Source organism: Polynucleobacter sp. JS-Fieb-80-E5 (genome assembly GCF_018882015.1).
Lineage (GTDB): Bacteria > Pseudomonadota > Gammaproteobacteria > Burkholderiales > Burkholderiaceae > Polynucleobacter.
This window is the reverse complement of record NZ_JACVPH010000003.1, coordinates 1-20,865: the sequence shown is the minus strand read 5'-3', so window position 1 is coordinate 20,865 and position 20,865 is coordinate 1. Positions and strand designations below refer to the sequence as shown.

Sequence of the window (20,865 nt, the reverse complement as noted above, 5' to 3'; positions counted from 1 at the left end):
CATATGATATCCACAAGAAAACCACCTTTGAGCAGCGAGCAAGCCCATGAACAACACCCCTTCGTCACTAAGCCAACTAGAGCAACTGAAGAAACTCACCACCGTTGTGGCTGATACAGGCGATTTTGAGCGTATGCAGGCTTTTCAGCCGCAAGATGCGACTACCAACCCCTCCCTGATTCTAAAAGCTGCTCAACAAAGCAATTACCAAGATTTGGTGCAGTCGGTCAAGGCAGCGCATCCAGGTATGAGCCCGGCCGATTTGGTGGATTACATCCTGGTTGCGTTTGGTTTGGAGATTCTGAAGATTGTTCCTGGTCGCGTTTCTACTGAAGTTGACGCCAGACTTTCTTTTGATAGCAAGGCGACTGTAACTAAAGCAAAGCATTTAATTGCCCTATATGAATCTCATGGCATTGACCGTAAACGAATTTTGATTAAGTTAGCAGGAACATGGGAAGGTATTGCCGCCGCCAAAGAATTAGAGGCGCAAGGTATTCATTGCAATATGACCCTACTCTTCTCACTCGTGCAAGCGGCTGCATGTGGTGCAGCCAATGCAAAACTCATTTCTCCATTTGTGGGTCGCATCACCGATTGGAATAAAGCTAAGTTAGCCAGCAACTGGAGTGAGAGTGCTAATGGTGGCGCAAATGATCCTGGCGTAACTTCAGTAAAGAGAATCTTTCATTACTACAAGCACTTTGGCATCCCTACTGAAATCATGGGGGCTAGCTTTCGCAATACCAGCCAGATCCTAGAGCTAGCGGGTTGTGACCTTTTGACTATTAGCCCAGAACTATTGGCTGAGCTCCAGAGCAGTCATATCTCCGTCGAGGCAAAACTCGATGCTGCTTATGCCAAAGCAGCATTAGAGGCGGAAGGCATTACACCGCTAAAACTAGATGAATCCAGTTTCCGACTGCAGCTCAACAATGATGCAATGGCTACCGAGAAATTAGCTGAAGGGATTCGGAACTTCTGCGTGGATACCGAGAAGTTGGAAGCGCTACTAGCCAAGTAATTTAGATTAGGGCTACAGCTTATTAAACGCAGAGCCCTCTTGATGTCGAGGCATCTTTTTAAAGCAAGGGCGGCTTTCACCACCTCTGCAATGGCTGCTAACGACCTTGATTTCAACCAGCCGAAGCTGGTTCAAAAAAATCTTTTTACTAACTTAGTTGTTTACCCTTAAATCACGTCCATATTTATCTTGTGCATGCACAAAGTAAGTTCGGATAGTTTGGCCAGATGGCCAAGCAGTTAACGGGCTGTACTTGCCAAGCAAGGCAACATTGCTATTGGAGTTATAAACTGAAGTGTTAGATGGCTTATTTGTCATATCGCAATACCCAATTTGGGCATTAGAAGACATGCAGACTGAACCGACCAAAGTGTAATCACTGGCATTGGAAATGCTCAAATAAGGGCCACTTGCGCCAGTTGCTGGCGCAACCTTTGGAAACATCGAAACATTGATTACATCAGATGTAATCAATGGCGAAGTTAGGGTCTGAGTAACCGTGACAGGCGTACCAGTCCAGTTATTACTGGTATACGCCTTAACAACCAACTTATATCCGCCTGCAGCAATATGGCTATTAACAGTTTTTAGGGTTGATTCATCTGAAATAGTGATCCAGTTGTTACAAGCATTTGATGATGCCAAATCAGGTGTTCTTGTTGAGGGGTTAGTCACATCTGTAATAGGCAATCCGTAGTAATTTGAGCTACTTGGTGAGCATGAACCTCCTACGCTAGTTTTCTGAATAAAGTTGATAGTTGCATCTACGGTACCACTTGCCGTTTGAAATGTAGCTGTAGCACTGTTGTAGGGATTATTAGCAGCCGTCTCATTGTTGCCCATAATGCCAAAATTAATGCCAACATTAAATGTATTAGTTGCATTTGAAAGTTGGGCATAAGACTGAAAACCGACCTGTACATTTCCCTGTTGATTTCCATAGAGAAGCCAATTCCCCGAACTAGAATCATAAATATAAGTTTGATTAATTTTATTTAGGGACTTATCTGCTCGCGTTAATAAAAATGACACATTACACGCTCCATTAATAGTGCATGAATTAACTACAGGATTAGAAAGAGTCGCTCCTAGCAAATAAGATCCCCCACTTGAATTGCGCAGCTGAGACATTAGTAGCTCCTTGGTCTGCCCATTATCGAGATAATTGTCGCTAAAAAATGCGCCAAACTGACTTCCATTTAAGCCCGATGCTGTACTAATCACGCTATTAAATTTGACATACCCTTTTTGCAATGAAGATAGCGCCAAATTGGAGATGGCAGAAGGAATAGTTGGTAAGGGGGTAACTGTCTGACCCGGAGTAATTGTGGTTGTACCAACAGTGCCAGACTTATCTGCAATATTAATGGCCATAGCACTTGAGCCAGATATCGGAGTCATATAGACGCTAACTAAGTCATGCACCTTGTCATATGCACCGATACCATCAGCAACATACCCAGTTGAAATAGAGTTATAGCCGTTAGCAGACCCTGAGGTAATTCCGTTTAACACGTTAGAAATAGCTGTCGCTACTTGAGATGCAGATGATGCAACAGCACTTGAAGTAATGGTAGACATTGCGCTAGGATTTGTAAGCAAAGTACCTGCGCTTTGACCAGAAGCCTGAAAGACAATAGCATCAGTCAGTGGACTGGCGTTAGCGACTGTAACCGCCCCAGAATTAACCGAGGTAACTATTCCAGAGTAAGTGGCTGGATTATTGCCAACATAACCACTTGCGGAAACTAAAATTGGGGCCTTGAGATTGGCAATGTCACTAAAGCTATAGGCGCCATTTTCATCAGCGATAGTCTGCTGAGTTGCGCCAGTAACGTCAGTCAATGTAATAGTTGCTCCAGACATTGGCGCGCCAACTGAGGCTGTACCAGATAGGCTAGTTGAAGATGAGCCACCGGTAGATGAACCTCCTCCGCCTCCCCCGCCACCACAGGCAACCACTATTGCACCTATAAGAATAATCACTGAACTAAGCAATATGCGATTTTTCATTTAAACCCCGAATGACAAGTAATAAATTTATAAAAATTAACACCAATCTATCATAATTTTATGAAAATCATAAGGAGTAGCTTCTTCTTTGCATAAGATCTACCAATGAAGAGGATTTCCAGCCATTTATAGACCGCTATTGACCGAAAGCTGCCATCAGCGCCAAAAGTAAAGCCGCCCAAGAGGACGGCTTTGGTAACGATTTCAGCAATAAATAAGAGTATTACTTACTTCTTGGCAGTATTGAAGCCTAGTATTGAGTAAGCCGGGCAGTTGCCAATCATTCCCGTTAATAATGGAATGATTCCAATCCAAGCCCATGGGCCAGTGATACCAAAACCAGCTAAGCCCATTAGCGTGACGCCAACAGTCATTCGTAGAACGCGATCAGTATGTCCGATATTGCATTTCATATGAAGCTCCTTGTTTTACTTGGCAGCTTTGTCAGATACTTTAGCTAGGCGCTGTCTTAATGCCTCGTATAAGCATACGCCACTTGCGACAGACACATTCAAACTTGAGACTGCACCTTGCATAGGAATGCGCACCAGCTCATCGCAAGTTTCTTTGGTCAGGCGGCGCATACCCTCGCCTTCAGCCCCCATCACGATGGCAATAGGCCCCGTGAGGTCGATGTCATAAATCGATTTTGTAGCCTCATCATCGGTGCCAATTAGCCAAACACCCGCTTCCTGCATCTCTTTCATACTTCGAACGAGGTTGGTAACCGTAATAATGGGTATCACTTCTGATGCCCCACTAGATACCTTGCTTACAGTGGCATTAATTGATGCAGAGCGATCTTTAGGGACTACAACAGCATCTACGCCAGCGCCATCAGCTACGCGCAGGCAAGCGCCAAAGTTATGGGGATCAGTAATGCCATCTAAAACCAGGAACAATGGCTTTTTCTGAGCACTCTCAGCATCTTCAACCACTTCAGTAACAGTGCGTGCCACAGTCATTTTTTCTGCCAAGGCCACAACACCTTGGTGGCGATCATGCCCTGTCAGTTTATGCAAACGCTCGGCATCAGCGGCGTGTAAACGCTCACCTAAAATCTCTTCAGCTTGTTTTAAAAAATCCCCCATACGTCTATCACGACGACCGGAGTCAAAGTACACAGACTTCAAACTATCTGGATCAATTCGTAAGCGCGCTTGTACCGCATGAAATCCAACTAATATTTGCTTCATTTTCTTTTCTATTCTTTATTTGCGGCGTGCTTTAGTGCTGCGAACTGGAGGCTTACTGCCTGCAGGCTTGCCGACGGCCCTGCCGGGCTTTGCTTTGCCATTTTTGCGAGCAGCTTTACTCTTAGACTGGTTGGCTCCCAGAGTTCCAGCAGATTTAGCTGCATTCACATTAATACCACTTGGTTTTTGTGGAGTCCTGTTGTCAGAACGACCTCTTTGAGGGGCTGCTTTTTTATTGGGTCTGCCTGTATCCGTTGCTAAAAGTAATTGACGGCGATTGGAAGATCCGCCAGGCTCAGCACCAACGGATTTGACGAGACTAAATTCAATCTTGCGCGCATCTAAGTCAACGCGACTGACCAATACATGCAAACGATCGCCTAAACGATAACGAATACCAGTACGCTCACCACGTAATTCTTGGCGAGCCTCGTCATATTGGAAATAATCTCCGCCAAGTTCGGTGACATGCACCATACCTTCGACAAAGAGATTCTCTAGTTGAATAAATAAACCAAAGCTGGCAACGCCGGTGACAGTGCCAGCATATTCTTGACCTAAATGGTCACGCATGTAGTAACACTTGAGCCAAGCTTCTACATCACGTGAAGCTTCATCAGCACGACGCTCATTGGATGAGCAATGAACGCCCAATTGGCCCCAGATTGGCAATGCGGCATTGGCACCCTTAGGTGGTTTCGTGCCTTTTGCTACTCCTGCCTTGGCATCACTTTGGGATTTCTTGGCATTGACTGCATTCTCGCGACCTTTACCTTTACGTGGCAAGGTGAGATTAAGTGGAACCTTTGGCGGCAATACCGGTACGTATGGTTTTTTCTGGAGAATCGACTTGATCACGCGATGCGTTAGTAAATCAGGATAACGGCGGATCGGACTTGTGAAATGTGAGTAAGCTGGGTAAGCCAAGCCAAAGTGGCCTTCGTTGTCAGGCTGGTACATCGCTTGCTGCATGGAGCGCAATACCACTGACTGCAGCATATTGGCATCGGGGCGCTCTTTAATTTCACGCATTAATTTAGCGTAGTCACGTGGTTTGGGTTTATCGCCACCCCCCAATGACAGCCCTGAAGTTCTCAGAACTTGGCGCAAAGTAACCAACTTCTCTTCTGATGGCTCACCATGCACACGATAAAGACTAAGGTGCTTATTTTTATCAATGAAGTCAGCAGCACAGACGTTAGCCGTCAGCATGCATTCTTCAATTAAGCGGTGGGCATCATTCCGAAGGCGTGGCTCAATGCGCAGAATCTTGCCAAGCTCATTACTGATGATTTGTGTTTCGGTTGTTTCAAACTCAATAGCGCCCCGCTTCTCACGAGCAGCTAATAGAATCTTATAAAGCGAATATAGGTTACCCAGCAATGGACGGAACTGAGCAAAGCGTGTTGCCTCAGGGCCCTTGCTGTTAGAAAGAATTTCCCAAACGGTATCGTAAGTAAAGCGCTGCGCCGAATGCATTACTGCTGGATAAAACTGGTAAGCCAACACAATACCGTTGTTATCTACAACAGAATCGCACACCATACACAGGCGGTCGACATCTGGATTGAGCGAGCAAAGACCATTGGAGATCTTCTCGGGAAGCATCGGGATTACGCGTCTTGGAAAGTAGACTGAAGTAGCGCGCAATAAGCCTTCGTCATCTAATGGGTGACCTGGTTTGACGTAATGAGATACGTCAGCAATAGCCACGATCAGTCGCCAGGCTTTAGTCTGGCCATACATGACCGGCTCACAGTAAACAGCATCATCGAAGTCCCTAGCATCAGCACCGTCAATGGTGACGAGCGGGACATCGCGTAGATCTACACGACCCTCTAAGTCTTCTTGCTGAACTGTATCTGGTAATGCTGCAGCCTCTTTCATGGCGGCAGCAGAAAATTCATGAGGGACGCCATACTTTCGTACAGCGATTTCGATTTCCATACCGGGATCATCAATTTCGCCCAATACTTCTACAACTCGACCAACCGCTTGGCGATAGCTATCTGGGTAATCAATAATTTCGACACTAACAACCTGCCCTAATTTTGCGGTGCCCTGCCCTTTAGGCGGAATCAAAATATCGTGGCCAATGCGCTTATCTTCAGGCGCAACAATTAGGACACCGTTTTCATTTAAGAGACGACCGATCACTACTTTATTAGCGTGCAGAACTACTTCAACAATCTGCCCTTCTGGGCGACCGCGTCGATCCGTTCCTAGTACCCTGACATTGACTCTATCGCCATGCATGACACGTGACATTTCTCTTTCAGATAGAAAGATATCTTCGCCACCATCATCGGGAATGACAAATCCAAATCCATCTCGATGCCCCTGAACTGTTCCTAAACGGTCAGCCTCACGTGGCATCAAGTCTTTTGCTTTACGCATTTAATTCCTTCGGCAATACATGCCCTGTATATATCTGCTGATATCTATTTTTATTATGAATAAGGCTACTGTATCAAACCAGCAAGTCTGAGAGGAAAAAGCCGAATCAGGCCAGAAATGACCAAGAAATACCCATCCCTCTATAATAAAGGCATGCCCAGGTGGCGAAATTGGTAGACGCACCAGCTTCAGGTGCTGGCGATCGTAAGGTTGTGGGGGTTCGAGTCCCTTCCTGGGCACCAAACAAGATTTAACGGCGCTCTACGCCGGTTACTACATGATCATTATAAAGAAAAATGACCATTTCTACATAAAAATACATAAAGAGTAGATGGGGGTGTGTGAGAGCGGCTTCTCAAAAGACAACCCCTCGCTTTTCATAAAGGGTCTAGGAGTCCCATTGGGGCCCAAAAGAAGTTAAGCCCGTCTACTTTATTTTTGAAAAATAAATAGCCACCCCAGATCAGTGGGTTGGCTATTCATTAATAGAAAATCTTATTTTTTATTTGCTATAGCATTTTGATTTGCTAACCAAGCATCATGATGGGGTTTCAACTCCGCCCTCTGTGCTGGCGTCAGTGATTGAGCGAAAGATTTTTGCTGTGCTACAAATGCACTTTGTTGCTGTGGCGTTAATGCATTTGCGTTTGCCTGTCTTTTTTCTTCATATTTTTTAGCGTCAGCTGGGCTTAATTTTGACATTTGAGTGTCATACTTTTTCATATAGCTGTCGACTTCTTGAGGTGTAGATTGCAAAACAGCCGTGTGCACCTGTTTGACATGAGCCATACGCTGATCAAAACTCATATTGACTAGAGTCATTGGGCTGGGAGGCTCTGGCATAGCAGCCTGAGCTGCTGTTGCAAAGGATAGTGCCGCTATTACTCCGGCAAGCATTTTTACTGGGAAGGCTAATGGTAAAGACATGTGATTCTCTTTCTTTTTAGAGTTGAACTACTGCAATTGATGTAAAGAGGACCTTAAGTACAAACAGAGACTTCATCATCACTATTTGTTTTTGGCCTGTATTGACCAAGAATTAAAGCCCTCTTATAGAACTGTAAAATTAATCAATTTAGGAGCATGTTTGTAGGCTGTTACAACCAGCTAGTTGCTTTTTTAGCGGTAGAACTAGCACCGCTCACGGCTGAGTTAGTTGCGGAACTAGCACCGCTTGCAACGGTGTTAGCCGCAGAAGTAGTGCCGCTTGCAACGGTGTTAGCCGCAGAAGTAGTGCCGCTTGCAACCGTATTAGCTGTAGAAGTAGTGCCGCCTGCAACGGTGTTAGCCGCAGATTTAGTACCACTCGCAGCGGTGTTGCCACCTGAGTAGCTAGCGTTAGAGGCTGATTGGCCTGAAGCAGCACCGTTATTAAGACCATTTTGAGTGGCTTGTGCGCCCGCATATGTACCTGTAGTAGGCGCATTTTTAGCAGCAGAATTAAGACTGTTCAAGGCTGAATTGCTGGTAGAAGTAGCGCCCGGAGTAGCTGCGTTAACTGCTGCCGTACCTCCATACCCGATACCACTCGCTGCCGCACCATATAGGCCTGCATTCAGATAAACGTTTCCGGCGCTATATACCGAGACGTTATTAGGGCCTTCGCCAGCTGCGCGTGCTGTGTTGTTGTATCCGGCCTGCTGTCCTGGGTTAGATTGATTGTAAAAATTCAAAGCTGATTGTTCATTAGCTTGCCCAGCTTTCTGTTGAGAAGTGGATTGGGCAAACACCGCAGTTGGCAATAAAAGTGCAAGAAGTGTTAGTTTGTATTTCATAAGATCTCCAATGGGAAATGGGTTAAAGGGTAATTACCTTACAGGCCGAGGATCAATTGATATAGGGGCTTGTGGAGCTCCGCTACCGGGTGGAACGCGAGCACCTCCGGCATTGAGATTTGCAGAGCCCAATCCCTGTGTCGCACTGGTAGTGCCTTGATAACCGGCGTTTTCTTGGGATTTGCCTGCCTGCGCAAAAACAGCGGCTGGAAATAAGAGAGCAATAAGCGTTAATTTGATTTTCATGTCTAGTCCATTAAATAAAGGGGTTTAGAGAAATACCTAGCCAATTTACTATGCAAAATCACGGAATCAGCCGGTTAGCTGTTCACATTTGGCGGATAAACACGTTCTCTTAACCCCATATATCGTCTGGGTTTACGGTCTGCTATTTCAGTTTTTTGAGGGTGTTCCGCTTTTTATCACTGTAAGAGCTGGTTTAGCATGAAACTAAGACTGAGGAGCATCGCAGAATGACAAAGAATGCTCTTATGAGATTGTTTTGAAAGTCAATTATTAAACCTTAATCTCTGACCTAGAAATTGCAGTTCATTTTTAGCTGGGGGTGAATACAAATAGCAAATACCAATTTATTGGGATGGGGGTTTTTGAATAAACTGCAGGCCCTGAATATTGCTTTCAAAAGACTCTGGCATTTGTAAACTTCTAGGTTGCTTATCGTAGGCAGCTGAAGGTTTCTTACCTTTGGTATTCCCAGGTCCTGAAATAAGGCTATCCTCAATTGACTCTAGAATAAGTCCGCCTTTGATTTGCTCTGAAGATTGGGCAGACTTGATATTGTTTTGAAGCATATTAAATGCTGGGGAGCCAACATTACCAACTGAAGCAGGATTAGGCGGGGGAGGCAGTGGCGGCAACGACGTGGCAGGCTGACTCCAAACCAAAGTACACGCAACACCCATATAAATACCGAATAAGATTTTTTTCATAAAGTTGGTACGCTGTAGTTTCCACTTTGACGCCATAAATTAATTAAGGCTTTAAGGTGGTTGGTTTTGGAATTCAGTAAGTCTTCCTCTGTATCTCGCACATTCATGATTTTCGCTACTGAATCTGCACTGGGTTTCTTCAATTCAGCCTCATACGCTTTTTGAGCATTCATCAAATTCTCCTTAGCGCCTTCATATTGTAGGGAGGCCTGTAAGACCTGCACGCCGATTTGGACTTTAAGATCCCTTAATTGCATCTCATTTTGTAATTTTTGATTTGCGGCACGCACAATATCAGCATTTTGTAAAAAATTATTAATTGGAATAGGAATGGTGATACCTGCAGTAATCTGATTCTGAGCTGTATAGGTTGTACCAGCTGTATTAATTGTTTGAGCAGGCAAAGGACCAATTGCTGGCAAGGAATAATTTGCCCCATTCGAATATTGATATTGTGAGGTACGCATTTGGCCTATATAGGGATACACATCAACATTACGATTTTTCATTGTTAAATCTATGTTTTTATCTGCTACTTCGATATATGCCATGAGGTTCAGAACTTCGGCTCGGTTATTTTGCGCTTGATCAATGAGATCTTCGATACGGTAGGTCTGCATAGGGATATTGAGGTTCCCCTTTGGCAGCGGTGGCGTTTTCAAAGCATCACCAGAGTAATTCAATAAATTTAATGAGGCAAAATGCAAATCTTTTTCGGTTTTTGCTATTTGGGTCTTTAAAAATTTTTGGGCATCCGTTACTTTTTGAGCGCTAGGATAAGTCGCTAATTTATCTAATGTAGCCTTTTCAGAATTAACTATTAGCAAAAGTCTGAGGGTATTAATATAAGTAAATAAAGCATTGGTCTGAGTATCGTTACTTGTATTTTCAAGCTGCGTTGTACTGGCATTAATTTGAGATTGAGAAAGCTTTTCTCGGGCACTCCGCTTGCCCCACCCTTCGACGGTAAAGGAGAGGCTATAGGAGTTTGAGGCTGGAATATTGTAGGGCGTGTAAGGAGTTTGATTTTGAATAGGCCCCCGGGAATAACTAACTGTCGGGGAAATGCGATAGAGACTTTGAGCTTCTTTATTGGCCCCTGCAATTTGCACATCTAAGGAAGCATTTTTAATCAGGGAATTATTCTGCCTCACAATTTCTAAATATTGCTCAATTGAAATCGGAGGGCTCTTAAACTCTACGGCATGAGTAAACCCACACCAGAGGAGTCCCAGTGTTCCGAATAGCGCTAAGTAACGGTATGGTTTATACATAAAAAATAATTTCTCAAAACAGATAAGCCACTCCAAAGAGCGGCTTATCTGAAAAACAATAAACACAAAAACCAACCACTTTTCAAGCGTAGGATTACAAGTTCCTTTTACTAAAAAAACACACTTGAAAGAATTGCTGGGTTGCGTTATCTAGGATTAACAGCTGCTGGATTTACACCATTCGCGTTATTCATCCCAGCTCCAGGGACAATGACGGTGCCCGAAGTAGGATTTGCAGAGCCATATCCCTTTTGGGCATTTGTAGTGCCTTGGTAGCCAGGGGTTTGTCCGGAATTGCCTTTACCAGCGTTAGGGTTTGAAGCGCCCAATCCCTGTGTCGCACTGGTAGTGCCTTGATAACCGGCGTTTTCTTGGGATTTGCCTGCCTGCGCAAAAACAGCGGTTGGTAATAAAAGTGTAATAAGTGCTAATTTGATTTTCATGTCTATTCCATTAAATAAAGGGGTTTAGAGAAATACCTAGCCAATTTACTATGCAAAATCACGGAATCAGCCGGTTAGCTGTTCACATTTGGCGGATAAATACTTTCGCTCAACCCTATATATTATTTGGGCTTTATGGCAGACTATTACTTGATTTAGATAGTGTTCCGCTTTTTATTGCAATAATTCTTTTTTTATATGAATCCAGAGTCCGAAATCCTATTTGCCGAGTCAAAACAAGACCGCTCGCTAAAAACGATGTCGGACATCTTGCAAGCGGCTGAGAAATTAGCCTTAGAGGCTGATCCCGCGCTATTTACCAGCAGATCACTGGCGCAAAGGTCGGGTTATTCCTTGGGCACCTTAGTAAGGCGCCTTGGCTCCGTTGAAAATGTATTTTTATGGGCTATCAAAAAGGGTAGGAGCTCGTTATTAAATGAGTTCGCACTAAATATTGCTCATTTCGATCCGGATGTTTCCGTTCAAAAATTCGCAGAAGATATGGTTGATAGTGCATTTGCCAACATCCAAAAAGTGAACCCCAAGGTAATGCGATTTTTTGAGAGTAGATTTACCAAGCGAGACGGTCTCCCAGCAGATTACTTCTCTTATTGGGATTGTTTTGTCGAGCCTTATCTAGAATCAGCCCAGAGCAATAAAACGGATACCTTTAGACAAATGACTAAAGATGAGGCGACCTTAATTATTAGGCATCTATGTTTAATGGGAGAACGGCCTTTTGTAGAAGGCAACCCCATAGCAGGTACCGCAGAACATCGACGCATATTAGTTGATGCCATCACTAGATTACTAGGCAAGTGATATAGCCGCTTAATAGTCTATAAAACCATGGAAAATGTGTTCACATTTTTCTGAAATTTATAAACGATATATCCCAATCTATTATTTTGGTTGTATAAAGCTATTAGTTAGCCTCTTAGCTAGCATTTCGCTTTAATCCTTTTTTAAGATTTCTTAATATGAATGCAAAGTCTGCAATCCAATTTGCCGAAGCAAAACAAGAGCGTTCGCTAAAAACGATGGCGGACATCTTGCAAGCGGCTGAGCAATTAACAGCGGGAGCCGATCCAGAACTATTTACTAGCAGATCACTGGCGCAAAGGTCGGGCTATGCCTTGGGCACCTTAGTGAGACGACTTGGCTCGATTGAAAATGTATTTTTATGGGCTATCAAAAAAGGTAGGGATAAAAAGCTACAAGAATTCTCAATCAGAGTTACTCAATTTGAGATCAATACATCCATTCATGCTTTTGCTGAGAATGTAGTTGATGCCGCATTTTCTGACATCCAACAGATCAATCCCGCGGTAATGCGTTTTTTTGAGAATCGCTTTACTAAAATTAATAGTCTCCCACATGATTACTTTGACTATATGGATTTACTGGTCGAGTCCTATCTAATAGCTGCTAGCAAAAACCGGACGGATACCTTTAGAGCACTAACAACCAATGAAGCGTCTATACTTATAAGGCAGATTTGTTTAGCGATAGAAAGACCTTTTATGGAAGGTAATCCCATCGCAGGCACTCAAGAGCATCGCAAAATTGCCATTGATATGATGGTTAGACTTCTCGGTAAGTAAAACATATTTCGCCTGATAACATATCTCCTATATAAGACTGAATCCCGAGCCTATTCATGCCAAAGGTAGTTCACCATCTCTTTAAGTCTGACGAAAAACATCTTGAGCAGATAGAAGAAAGCCTTTTATTGAGTGCCTCTGATTTAGCTAAAGAGGGCTCCATAGAACATATCGAGATAGAAGATATCCTCAATAAAGCCCAAGTATCTCGCAGCACATTCTATAAAATATTTAATTCTGCTGATGGTCTATTTAAAGCACTAGGCCAAAAATTGACAAATGAAATGGTGGCATACGCTTTATCTCATTCCCCCGAAATTCCAAATCCAGCTATTCGCGTAGTTATTAAAACTAAACAAGCGCTATTATTTGCTGCTAAAGCACCATTTTTGGCCTCATTAGCACTAAAAACAGAATGGCCTAGCTCTGATCCAAATCACGTGATGTATAAGGATATAGAAAAAGATTTTATAGAAGGTAAAACTCAAGGCTACTTCTCTGATATGCCGCCATCAATCGGCACAAATATGATTATTGGATGCTTAAGGGGAGCCGTTAAAGATCTTCTTGAAAGCAAACAATCTGATGATTATGCGGATAAGGTTGTCTATCAAATCCTCATCAGCTTGGGAGTAGATTCGAAAACTGCTGCTGCTCTATCAAAAAGCTCTGTCTCAGCATTTCCTGTGCCGCCAAAGGGAATGGCTTCTAATATAGCGTCATTACAAAATCATACAAAAACTGATTGAGGTATTAGGTAATACCATCCTTTACGCTGGTACTACTGTTACCCGCTGAACCATCCCCAAGTCAGAATATTGCAGCATTTGGCTGTGAAGAATGTAAGGACCTACGAAGTCTGTAAAACGTATCCGAAATGTTACTGAAGTAGGCATCTCTGGAGTGCCTCCAACTGGCAAAGACACAGTGTCACACCAATAGGGATTGATGGGTGCACCATTAATCTTCGTGATAAACATTGGATTAACGTGAATATGAAATGCATGGGCAATGCTATTGCAATTAAAAATAGTCCACTCTTCAATTGCTCCTAGAATCACATTCTGAATAATGATATTGGCTGCTTGTAACTGATAATCATAAGTAGGAAATACAAATGGCGGAAAGTATTTAGAGCCTTCGATGGGCTTTCCCGTCACCTTAGAAATCTCTGCTTTGACCAAAGCAATACCCTTCTTGGCTGACTCTGTGATTTCTGATGCAATAACCGTTGCGCTAGCCGTTGCCTTCTCAATCGCAGATGGTTCATTACGAGAAGGGTCTAGATTATCGTTACCAACCATATTGAAGATGATGCTGCGCTTTTTTCCACCTGCACTAGCGAACTCTTGATCAGTAATGGGCTTTAAGAAAGTGCTAATAGGTAATGGTGTTGGTGGTAATGCCATTACCTTTTTAGAATCGATCACCACAATCTTAGCCAAAACATCTCCTGGCAATATAGCAGTTTGTTTGCCTTGAGCAATTTTGACTGGTAATGATCTGAGTAGATAAGTGCCAGGCTCGCCAGCTTTCATTAATACTGAAGAGCGATTACCAGCTGCCAACAAAATACCTTTGCCATTCTTTTGCCGTGCATCAGGATATTCCTGGTAAGTACTGCTACCCCATCCGTCTGTCGTGTATTGATTTAGGGTATGGCCATCTAAACTCAGATTAAGGTAATTAAAAACTTGCGTATTAATGAAGCGCCATCGCTGCACTTCCCCACTTTGCATGACGATGGTAGGTTGACGCACACCGTTAATCAAAACAGGCTGAGTATCTACATAATCTTGGTTGGAGCTATGAACTCCATGACCTGTTGGATGATTGGCAATTTGGGCGAACTTCTCAAGCAAGCCATCTTTGACACCATAGTTATTACTAATTTGGCTACTTGCAAAATAAGGCGCCTGAAATAAGAAAATCAATTCTTCTGCTTGAGACATCTCTGGCAAATCATCTACAGGCCCGCGCACCATGATGGCCCCAGACATCAGGCTAGCCGCCTGAATTGCACTACTGCCATGGTATTGAGGGTGGTAATAAAATGGTCCCTCAGGATGGTCTTTCGGAATTTGATATACATACTGCCTTGAATCGCCGTTTGGCAAAACACCACCAATATTCGGATCAACTACGTAATCACCATACTCCAGCGGCTTGCGATCTGAGTAGATTCCTGGATAGACATGCAGACCATGTACATGCAAATTAGTGGTATTTGGCTTCATGTAATTAGTCGGATCACGTAAAGCCATAAACGGTGGATTGACAGGCAAGTTATTTACCAACTTAATACGCAATTGATCTCCGCCCTTCACTACCAATGTGGGTCCAGAGTAACTAGGGCCTTGATTGTCGTAGCCATAAGCACGCAAGGACACCGGATATTGTTTGCTTGAATCATCCCCAGCTAGCTTTGTATTCAAATAAGACGCTGTGAGAGTCACATCTAGCAAGCCATTTTTAGCCTCAAGCATGGTGGGCTGAACAAATGTTTGTTTTGGAGTAGCTGGCGTCGCTTCTTCTTCACGACTGCAAGCAGTGAAACTTGCGGGAACTGCTATGCCCGAAGCGAGGGTCGCACTCATGCGCAAGAAGTGGCGGCGTTTAAATTCTGATTTCATCTTAAGCAATTGCCAAGAATGGGTTCGGGGTCATTTGCTTTATCACTGCATTACCCAATTGACCTGACTCATTACTGCCCCAGCCTAGCAGCTGGCCTTTTCCGATCGCCAATGCATGTGACTCACCAGCAGCAATAGCTCGTACTCCAGATAAATTAGGAATACGTGTAGGAGTGTTGCGAGCTTTCAGATCACCCAGTCCAAGCTGACCGAATCCATTCCAGCCCCAGGCGTAGACCTTTCCGCTTGTAGCCATTGCAAGTGAGTAATGCATGCCAGCAGCAACAGCTGCGATCTTTTCTGGGAACGAAATCAACTTTGGGTTATCAATATAAGGATGAGCACTACTCCCCAGCTGGCCAAAATTGTTACTACCCCATCCATACACCTTGCCTTCAGAAGAAACTGCAAGCACATGAGTAGAGCCCGTCGCAATACTATTGATTTTTATCGGAAGTGAAATTGTCTCGGGAGTACTTGCCGCTCTGAGATGCCCAAGACCTAACTGCCCTGCTGAATTACTGCCCCAGCCGTATAACTTGCCGTCTTTAGTGAGCACCATCATGAAGTTATCGCCAATCGCAATATCTTGGATCTCAGGTAAAGAAGCTATTGCTTCTGGTGATGCATTGGTTTGCGCTGATGGGCGCCCTAAGGCACCATCTGTATTCAACCCCCAGGTATAAACTTTCCCCGCTTGATCTATTGCGGCGTATAGAAATTGTCCGGCCACAACCTTAGAGATATTGTTAACGCCATTGATGAGCGTAGGCTCCTCAGAAAATAGAGCAATTCCGCCAATGCCGACTTGGCAAAATCCCCAGATCAATGTTTGCTGCTGCTCAGTCACTACTAAGCTAACACCAAATCCTGCAGAGATATTAGAACAACCGGATAGTTTGCCAACGAATACTGGCTTGGCATCTGCCGCTTTAAAAGAGCTGCAAATATCAACAAAAGGTGGGGTTACACGACCACTACCTGCACCACCCCAGCCCAATACTTCACCAGACTTTAATAAAGCTAAAGTCTGGTCCTTACCCCCTGATATAGATATAACTTGAAATGAATCATTTGCTAACCCCGACACAAAGTTACCCACAAAAGATGATCATGCTCATCATGGAGTTTAGGGTTGTGCTGAATCTGGATAAGCGAAGCCTTCTTTCATATAATTATTGGTATAAAAAGTTTGGCCGTTTATAACAATCGGAACATCCCCAGCCCCTCCAAGTGCTGCCTTATAGTTCACCTTGCCTCTAAAGCAACCAACTGAGTATGGATACTCCCTATTCAGAACATAGTGATAGGTGAGCTTTGTTACGAATCCGCCGGCTCCATCGGGAATGTCGAGTACTGATGTAGTCCCATGGCATTCATCTAAGTCTGCATTGGTCAGTTCATTGCCGTCAGCTCCGCGAGGACCAGTGATTGGAAAGCCATCTAAAGCAAAACCAAAGACCGGCGATTGACCAGTAGTTCCTTGGTTGGGGAAACACTTCCAAGAATATGCATGGTAGTGATACTGCTGATTGTAAGGATGGCCGTAACACGCATCGTTAGGTAGAGCGTTAATGGGGCTGTAATAATTTCCACTGGAGTCATTAGCCTTTTCGATATGCCATGGAGCACCGGTAAGAGCAAACCCCGAAATTAAAGAATTAATCGGATATGCCCCACTAATCACTGGATTTAAAGGAACAACGCCCTCGAACGGGTAAGGTGAAATTCCAATTGCAGCGGCGTTTACATACTCTGGATTACCGGTAGCCACACTAGTACCTGCAGGGTTGGAACCACCTGGCAAAGCAGCATAGTAAGGATAAGCAGCGGTTCCAGCTTGGACGGGAAACGTCCCCATTTTCGTTGTAGGTAAGCCATTTCCAACAAAAGCTCGAGTGCCTTGACCAGCAAATCCAGTAATGTGTAGCAATGGATTGGTAGTCATTGCAAAAACACTACCTGCCGCGGCATAAACAGTTGCATCATTTGAGCCATCCACAAAAGCAATTTTTGAATCGTAAATAATGTTAGTGCAGGTATTGGTCCATGGGGTTGAGAGTTGGCTGATGGTAGATGGCATTTTAGCAACCAAAGCAAAAATATAATCAACGCATTGAACATTCTTGCCGCAGATAGCGTTACTGCTTCCTGGAACAGCAGTGACTAATGTCTTCCCACCTGTATCGTCAGATACTGAAGAGGTACAATCGCTCCCACCTCCACCACCTCCACCACCTCCACCACCACAAGCCACCAAAATAATTGCTGTCGTAAGCAAAAGGCCAAGAGCTAATCCAGTCTTTTTGGAGACTTTAGAAATATTCATTTTCCACAGCATTTTTTGACTCCGGAACCTCTAAATATACATGGTGTCATTTTGACATAAATCAACTCTGAGTCAAGCAAAAAAGGTAGAATCTCTTTATGGCTAAAGCTTTAGATCACCGAGTAAGGGTTGCCGCACTCCGCCGTGAGGAGATGCAGTTGCACCTCCTATTTTCCGGACTAACGCTAGCCTCTACGAACTCCATCCATGATTTAGAAGTTGAGGATGTCATACGGCAAGCCGACGTCTCTAGGGGTAGCTTTTATAACTACTTCCCATCACTTCCTGCTTTATATGATGGTCTTGCAAAACAACTCATGCAAGAATTTGCCGATCTGATTAGTGCATCGATGCCCCCAAGCGTAGATACCGTGACACGCCTAGCCTCTACGATGAGAATATTGATGCGCCTGGTAGTGGATTTTCCGATGCTTGGTAGATTCTTGACGCAAATTCAGTGGCCAAGTCAAAACCCGGATTCAGAAATCTTCCAAAACATTATTCGTGATATTCAATTGGGAATTAAAGAGAGAAGTTTCGCCAATATGCCAGCCTCTATCGGCGCTAATATTGCAATTGGCAGCTTAATTGGTGGTATTTACACGATGCTTCTTAAGCGTCCAGCAAAAGGCTTTGAAGATCAAGTTACCAATCAGGTGCTAATAGGCCTGGGTATAGATGCTAAATCGGCTAGTAAGATTTCTCAATTGCCCCTACTAGAAAAACTCCAGCTTCCTGAAACTGGTATCTTTGGGAAGTTAGCCGAAATGGGCGCTTTAGCTAAAAAGTAAGCCTTAGCAATTGGCCAAGAAATCCGCCAAGTAGCAAATGCCTATGGCGGGATGATATGCATCTGCCCTACCTTATTCCTGAATTCATTTGCAAGATCGGTTGCATCACTGCCATAACAATCCCCAACACCAGAAGGCCCATCAGTAAAATCAGTACTGGCTCTAATAAACTCGTAAATATTTTGGTTTTTTGCTCTGCTTCCAGTTCGGCATTCTCTGCTCCGTATTTCAGCATTTCAGCTAACTGACCTGAAGCCTCGCCTGAACGAATGAGGTGAATTAAGATTGGAGAAAATACGCCTTGAGTGCCCAATGCACGAGACAAGCTAGCGCCCTCTCTTAAACGCAGCTCGGTTAAATCAATCGCTTTTTTCAAGAGATGATTGCTTAAAGTATTTTTAGCGCTTTGTAAGGCTATCAATATCGGAACATTCGCGCTCACCAGCATTGCCATCGTATTGGCAAACCTAGCCGTCTCAAAACCCAACAGCAATGGTCCAATAACAGGTAAGTTTAAATAGAAAGTATCAAAGCGCAGGCGAAGATCAGGTCTCTCAAGCATTCTTTTAGTCAAATAAATAGCAATGCCAATGACAATGACGAGGAGCCAACCCCAATCCACTAAAAAATGAGATAGGCCCAAAATAAAGTGAGTGCTAAAAGGGAGAACTTGTTTAGTGCTTTCAAATACCCTGGCGATCTGCGGAACAACATAAGTCATTAAAAATATAATCACCATGAATGAGACGCCTGTCAACATCGCTGGGTAGACTAAAGCGGTTAAGGCTTTTTGCTTTAAGGCTTGGCGCTTTTCTAAAAAATCGGCTAACTGAGTGAGGACTTGCCCCATTTTTCCGGATTGCTCTGCAGCTGCAACCACCCCTTGATATAAGGAATCAAAACTGGTGTCTTGTGTTGCTATCGCGCCCGACAGAGAGAGGCCGGCTCGTAATTCAGTGATGATCGACTGCAGAGTAGCTTTAATATGCTTTTTTGAACTTTCCTCAGACAAAATCATGAGGGCTTCATCAATCTGAACTCCTGATCGCACTAGCAATGCAAATTGCTTGGTCAAAACAGCTAACTCACTTCGAGAGAGAGGCTTATTTTCAGAGAAGTAGCCTTGCCAAAATGCTGTTTTGGTCCACTGGGTTTCAGGTTCGACGCTAACTGGCACGAGCTGTTTTGATAGTAACTGCTGGCGGATGGCGCGAGCGCTCTCCCCTTCAGCGATACCACGTTCACTTTTACCGCCATAGGTGAGTGCTTCAAAGCGATAGCGCGTCATATAGAGTGCTAATTAGTCTATGACAACCGCGCCAGTAACGCGCATCATTTCTTCAACGGTAGATTGCCCGGAATCAATCCATCTTTGGCAATCATCTGCCAGGCTTCGCATACCATTATTAGCTGCTTGCTTACGAAGCTCGCTTTCAGCGGCACGATTATGAATCAGCTCTTTAATGGATTCTGTTGCCATCATGAGTTCATAGATACCTGCCCTGCCGCTATAACCAGATTCGCTACAGACCTCACAGCCCTTGCCATGACATGAGCGGCATTGAAGACGAATCAGTCTTTGACCCAATACACCCAGCAAGGTGGAGGAAAGTAAAAAGGGTTCAATGCCCATATCTATTAAACGGGTCACCGCCGATGGAGCATCATTAGTATGTAGAGTTGCTAACACTAAATGCCCGGTCAAAGAGGCTTGCACTGCAATCTGGGCGGTTTCTAAATCTCGAATTTCTCCAATCATCACGATGTCTGGATCTTGGCGCAAAATAGCTCGCAATGCTCTTGCAAAATTCATATCAATCCGGGGGTTGACCTGAGTTTGACCAATACCATCGAGGTTGTATTCGATAGGATCTTCTACCGTCATGATGTTGTTGGTTTTATTCCGGAGTCGTAGTAATGCACCATACAGCGTAGTTGTTTTGCCACTGAACTGACCTGATTTTTAGTACCACTCCAGAAGAGAGGATTTTTGATAATCTTCACCTTAAAGGAGTGCTAAATATGGCAAAAGGCCAACGTCTTAAACCCGAGCAAATCGTCACCTTATTGCGTCAAATCGATGTCCTGACAACGAACGGCAAAACCCTAGCCCAGGCCTGTAAAGAAGTGGGAACGGTAGAGCAAAGCTACTATCGTTGGCGCAAGATTTATGGCGGCATGAAGGTCGATCAAGCTCGTAAGTACAAAGATCTAGAACTGGAAAATACCCGACTCAAGAAGCTCGTAGCGGACTTATCGCTACGAGAAGTCATGCTTAAGGAAGTCATTAAGGGAAACTTCTAAGCCCTACTAGGCGTAAAAATGCAGCGCAGCTGCTCATGGACCAGCATTCTATCTCTGAGCGGACTGCCTGCAGTTTAGTGGGGCTATCTAGAGCAGCGTATCGCTATATGCCATTGCCTAGAGATGACGAAG

At 44.1% G+C, this 20,865-nt stretch carries 20 protein-coding genes, 1 tRNA gene and 1 pseudogene; 7 read left to right on the top strand and 15 right to left on the bottom strand.

The window, feature by feature from the left end:
* The first annotated feature begins 46 nt into the window (after nucleotides 1–46).
* Nucleotides 47–1,024, top strand: coding sequence for a transaldolase (tal, locus tag ICN44_RS05025; RefSeq protein WP_216262981.1), 978 nt, complete (start codon nucleotides 47–49; stop codon nucleotides 1,022–1,024).
* A gap of 153 nt (nucleotides 1,025–1,177) precedes the next feature.
* Here the strand turns inward: tal and ICN44_RS05020 are convergent, their stop codons facing one another.
* The 4 genes from ICN44_RS05020 to rnr form a co-directional block, all read right to left on the bottom strand.
* Complete coding sequence (locus ICN44_RS05020) at nucleotides 1,178–3,037, bottom strand: carboxypeptidase-like regulatory domain-containing protein (RefSeq protein ID WP_216262980.1); 1,860 nt, start codon at nucleotides 3,035–3,037, stop codon at nucleotides 1,178–1,180.
* Between the two features lie 227 nt (nucleotides 3,038–3,264).
* The gene (locus ICN44_RS05015) at nucleotides 3,265–3,450 is read right to left on the bottom strand and encodes a DUF2892 domain-containing protein (protein WP_216262979.1); all 186 of its coding nucleotides are present in this window, start codon (nucleotides 3,448–3,450) and stop codon (nucleotides 3,265–3,267) included.
* A 15-nt stretch (nucleotides 3,451–3,465) separates the two neighbouring features.
* Entirely contained in the window at nucleotides 3,466–4,233 is a 768-nt protein-coding gene (gene rlmB / locus ICN44_RS05010; RefSeq protein ID WP_216262978.1) for a 23S rRNA (guanosine(2251)-2'-O)-methyltransferase RlmB, read from the bottom strand.
* A gap of 15 nt (nucleotides 4,234–4,248) precedes the next feature.
* Nucleotides 4,249–6,630, bottom strand: a complete 2,382-nt coding sequence (gene rnr / locus ICN44_RS05005) for a ribonuclease R (protein WP_216262977.1) — start codon at nucleotides 6,628–6,630, stop codon at nucleotides 4,249–4,251.
* A 155-nt stretch (nucleotides 6,631–6,785) separates the two neighbouring features.
* Here rnr and ICN44_RS05000 point away from each other — a divergent pair.
* Nucleotides 6,786–6,872, top strand: a tRNA-Leu gene (locus ICN44_RS05000).
* Between the two features lie 253 nt (nucleotides 6,873–7,125).
* Here ICN44_RS05000 and ICN44_RS04995 read toward each other — a convergent pair.
* The 6 genes from ICN44_RS04995 to ICN44_RS04970 form a co-directional block, all read right to left on the bottom strand.
* Nucleotides 7,126–7,557 carry a hypothetical protein gene (locus ICN44_RS04995; RefSeq protein WP_216262976.1) on the bottom strand — a complete coding sequence of 144 codons (432 nt, stop codon included), beginning with the start codon at nucleotides 7,555–7,557 and terminating at the stop codon, nucleotides 7,126–7,128.
* 170 nt (nucleotides 7,558–7,727) lie between these two features.
* Nucleotides 7,728–8,405 carry a hypothetical protein gene (locus tag ICN44_RS04990; protein WP_216262975.1) on the bottom strand — a complete coding sequence of 226 codons (678 nt, stop codon included), beginning with the start codon at nucleotides 8,403–8,405 and terminating at the stop codon, nucleotides 7,728–7,730.
* A gap of 33 nt (nucleotides 8,406–8,438) precedes the next feature.
* Nucleotides 8,439–8,651: a hypothetical protein gene (locus tag ICN44_RS04985; RefSeq protein ID WP_216262974.1), complete on the bottom strand. Its 213-nt coding sequence runs from the start codon at nucleotides 8,649–8,651 to the stop codon at nucleotides 8,439–8,441.
* Between the two features lie 344 nt (nucleotides 8,652–8,995).
* Nucleotides 8,996–9,355, bottom strand: coding sequence for a hypothetical protein (locus ICN44_RS04980; protein ID WP_216262973.1), 360 nt, complete (start codon nucleotides 9,353–9,355; stop codon nucleotides 8,996–8,998).
* Nucleotides 9,352–10,629: a TolC family protein gene (locus ICN44_RS04975; RefSeq protein ID WP_216262972.1), complete on the bottom strand. Its 1,278-nt coding sequence runs from the start codon at nucleotides 10,627–10,629 to the stop codon at nucleotides 9,352–9,354. Before ICN44_RS04975 ends, ICN44_RS04980 begins: the two co-directional genes overlap by 4 nt.
* A 146-nt stretch (nucleotides 10,630–10,775) precedes the next feature.
* Nucleotides 10,776–11,072, bottom strand: coding sequence for a hypothetical protein (locus tag ICN44_RS04970; protein ID WP_216262971.1), 297 nt, complete (start codon nucleotides 11,070–11,072; stop codon nucleotides 10,776–10,778).
* 198 nt (nucleotides 11,073–11,270) lie between these two features.
* Here ICN44_RS04970 and ICN44_RS04965 point away from each other — a divergent pair, with 198 nt between their 5' ends.
* From ICN44_RS04965 to ICN44_RS04955, 3 genes are all read left to right on the top strand, one after another.
* Entirely contained in the window at nucleotides 11,271–11,894 is a 624-nt protein-coding gene (locus ICN44_RS04965) for a hypothetical protein (protein WP_216262970.1), read from the top strand.
* A 158-nt stretch (nucleotides 11,895–12,052) separates the two neighbouring features.
* Complete coding sequence (locus tag ICN44_RS04960; protein WP_216262969.1) at nucleotides 12,053–12,676, top strand: hypothetical protein; 624 nt, start codon at nucleotides 12,053–12,055, stop codon at nucleotides 12,674–12,676.
* 56 nt (nucleotides 12,677–12,732) lie between these two features.
* Nucleotides 12,733–13,425, top strand: a complete 693-nt coding sequence (locus ICN44_RS04955) for a TetR/AcrR family transcriptional regulator (RefSeq protein ID WP_216262968.1) — start codon at nucleotides 12,733–12,735, stop codon at nucleotides 13,423–13,425.
* Between the two features lie 21 nt (nucleotides 13,426–13,446).
* Here ICN44_RS04955 and ICN44_RS04950 read toward each other — a convergent pair whose 3' ends face one another.
* The 3 genes from ICN44_RS04950 to ICN44_RS04940 are packed head-to-tail and all read right to left on the bottom strand — an operon-like array spanning nucleotide 13,447 to nucleotide 17,638.
* A complete protein-coding gene (locus ICN44_RS04950; protein ID WP_216262967.1) occupies nucleotides 13,447–15,309 on the bottom strand; it encodes a multicopper oxidase family protein in 1,863 nt (620 codons plus the stop codon).
* Between the two features lies 1 nt (nucleotide 15,310).
* Nucleotides 15,311–16,399 carry a hypothetical protein gene (locus tag ICN44_RS04945; RefSeq protein ID WP_216262966.1) on the bottom strand — a complete coding sequence of 363 codons (1,089 nt, stop codon included), beginning with the start codon at nucleotides 16,397–16,399 and terminating at the stop codon, nucleotides 15,311–15,313.
* Between the two features lie 39 nt (nucleotides 16,400–16,438).
* Nucleotides 16,439–17,638: a YHYH protein gene (locus ICN44_RS04940; protein ID WP_216262965.1), complete on the bottom strand. Its 1,200-nt coding sequence runs from the start codon at nucleotides 17,636–17,638 to the stop codon at nucleotides 16,439–16,441.
* A 98-nt stretch (nucleotides 17,639–17,736) separates the two neighbouring features.
* On the opposite strand from ICN44_RS04940, the gene ICN44_RS04935 reads away from it, so the two are divergent.
* A complete protein-coding gene (locus ICN44_RS04935; protein WP_216262964.1) occupies nucleotides 17,737–18,429 on the top strand; it encodes a TetR/AcrR family transcriptional regulator in 693 nt (230 codons plus the stop codon).
* A 67-nt stretch (nucleotides 18,430–18,496) separates the two neighbouring features.
* Here the strand turns inward: ICN44_RS04935 and gspF are convergent, their stop codons facing one another.
* Nucleotides 18,497–19,717 carry a type II secretion system inner membrane protein GspF gene (gene gspF, locus ICN44_RS04930; protein WP_216262963.1) on the bottom strand — a complete coding sequence of 407 codons (1,221 nt, stop codon included), beginning with the start codon at nucleotides 19,715–19,717 and terminating at the stop codon, nucleotides 18,497–18,499.
* A 12-nt stretch (nucleotides 19,718–19,729) separates the two neighbouring features.
* Nucleotides 19,730–20,377 (bottom strand): annotated as a pseudogene (locus tag ICN44_RS04925) (GspE/PulE family protein); the annotation flags it as partial.
* A gap of 74 nt (nucleotides 20,378–20,451) precedes the next feature.
* Between ICN44_RS04925 and ICN44_RS04920 the strand changes: the two are divergent.
* Complete coding sequence (locus ICN44_RS04920; RefSeq protein ID WP_028819441.1) at nucleotides 20,452–20,733, top strand: transposase; 282 nt, start codon at nucleotides 20,452–20,454, stop codon at nucleotides 20,731–20,733.
* Nucleotides 20,734–20,865: the final 132 nt, after the last annotated feature.

What these genes read in the sequence shown, in the direction of transcription:
- tal (WP_216262981.1), top strand. Translation starts at nt 47, where the DNA reads ATGAACAACACCCCTTCGTCACTAAGCCAACTAGAGCAACTGAAGAAA.
- ICN44_RS05020 (WP_216262980.1), bottom strand. Translation starts at nt 3,037, where the DNA reads ATGAAAAATCGCATATTGCTTAGTTCAGTGATTATTCTTATAGGTGCA.
- ICN44_RS05015 (WP_216262979.1), bottom strand. Translation starts at nt 3,450, where the DNA reads ATGAAATGCAATATCGGACATACTGATCGCGTTCTACGAATGACTGTT.
- rlmB (WP_216262978.1), bottom strand. Translation starts at nt 4,233, where the DNA reads ATGAAGCAAATATTAGTTGGATTTCATGCGGTACAAGCGCGCTTACGA.
- rnr (WP_216262977.1), bottom strand. Translation starts at nt 6,630, where the DNA reads ATGCGTAAAGCAAAAGACTTGATGCCACGTGAGGCTGACCGTTTAGGA.
- ICN44_RS04995 (WP_216262976.1), bottom strand. Translation starts at nt 7,557, where the DNA reads ATGTCTTTACCATTAGCCTTCCCAGTAAAAATGCTTGCCGGAGTAATA.
- ICN44_RS04990 (WP_216262975.1), bottom strand. Translation starts at nt 8,405, where the DNA reads ATGAAATACAAACTAACACTTCTTGCACTTTTATTGCCAACTGCGGTG.
- ICN44_RS04985 (WP_216262974.1), bottom strand. Translation starts at nt 8,651, where the DNA reads ATGAAAATCAAATTAACGCTTATTGCTCTCTTATTTCCAGCCGCTGTT.
- ICN44_RS04980 (WP_216262973.1), bottom strand. Translation starts at nt 9,355, where the DNA reads ATGAAAAAAATCTTATTCGGTATTTATATGGGTGTTGCGTGTACTTTG.
- ICN44_RS04975 (WP_216262972.1), bottom strand. Translation starts at nt 10,629, where the DNA reads ATGTATAAACCATACCGTTACTTAGCGCTATTCGGAACACTGGGACTC.
- ICN44_RS04970 (WP_216262971.1), bottom strand. Translation starts at nt 11,072, where the DNA reads ATGAAAATCAAATTAGCACTTATTACACTTTTATTACCAACCGCTGTT.
- ICN44_RS04965 (WP_216262970.1), top strand. Translation starts at nt 11,271, where the DNA reads ATGAATCCAGAGTCCGAAATCCTATTTGCCGAGTCAAAACAAGACCGC.
- ICN44_RS04960 (WP_216262969.1), top strand. Translation starts at nt 12,053, where the DNA reads ATGAATGCAAAGTCTGCAATCCAATTTGCCGAAGCAAAACAAGAGCGT.
- ICN44_RS04955 (WP_216262968.1), top strand. Translation starts at nt 12,733, where the DNA reads ATGCCAAAGGTAGTTCACCATCTCTTTAAGTCTGACGAAAAACATCTT.
- ICN44_RS04950 (WP_216262967.1), bottom strand. Translation starts at nt 15,309, where the DNA reads ATGAAATCAGAATTTAAACGCCGCCACTTCTTGCGCATGAGTGCGACC.
- ICN44_RS04940 (WP_216262965.1), bottom strand. Translation starts at nt 17,638, where the DNA reads ATGAATATTTCTAAAGTCTCCAAAAAGACTGGATTAGCTCTTGGCCTT.
- ICN44_RS04935 (WP_216262964.1), top strand. Translation starts at nt 17,737, where the DNA reads ATGGCTAAAGCTTTAGATCACCGAGTAAGGGTTGCCGCACTCCGCCGT.
- gspF (WP_216262963.1), bottom strand. Translation starts at nt 19,717, where the DNA reads ATGACGCGCTATCGCTTTGAAGCACTCACCTATGGCGGTAAAAGTGAA.
- ICN44_RS04920 (WP_028819441.1), top strand. Translation starts at nt 20,452, where the DNA reads ATGGCAAAAGGCCAACGTCTTAAACCCGAGCAAATCGTCACCTTATTG.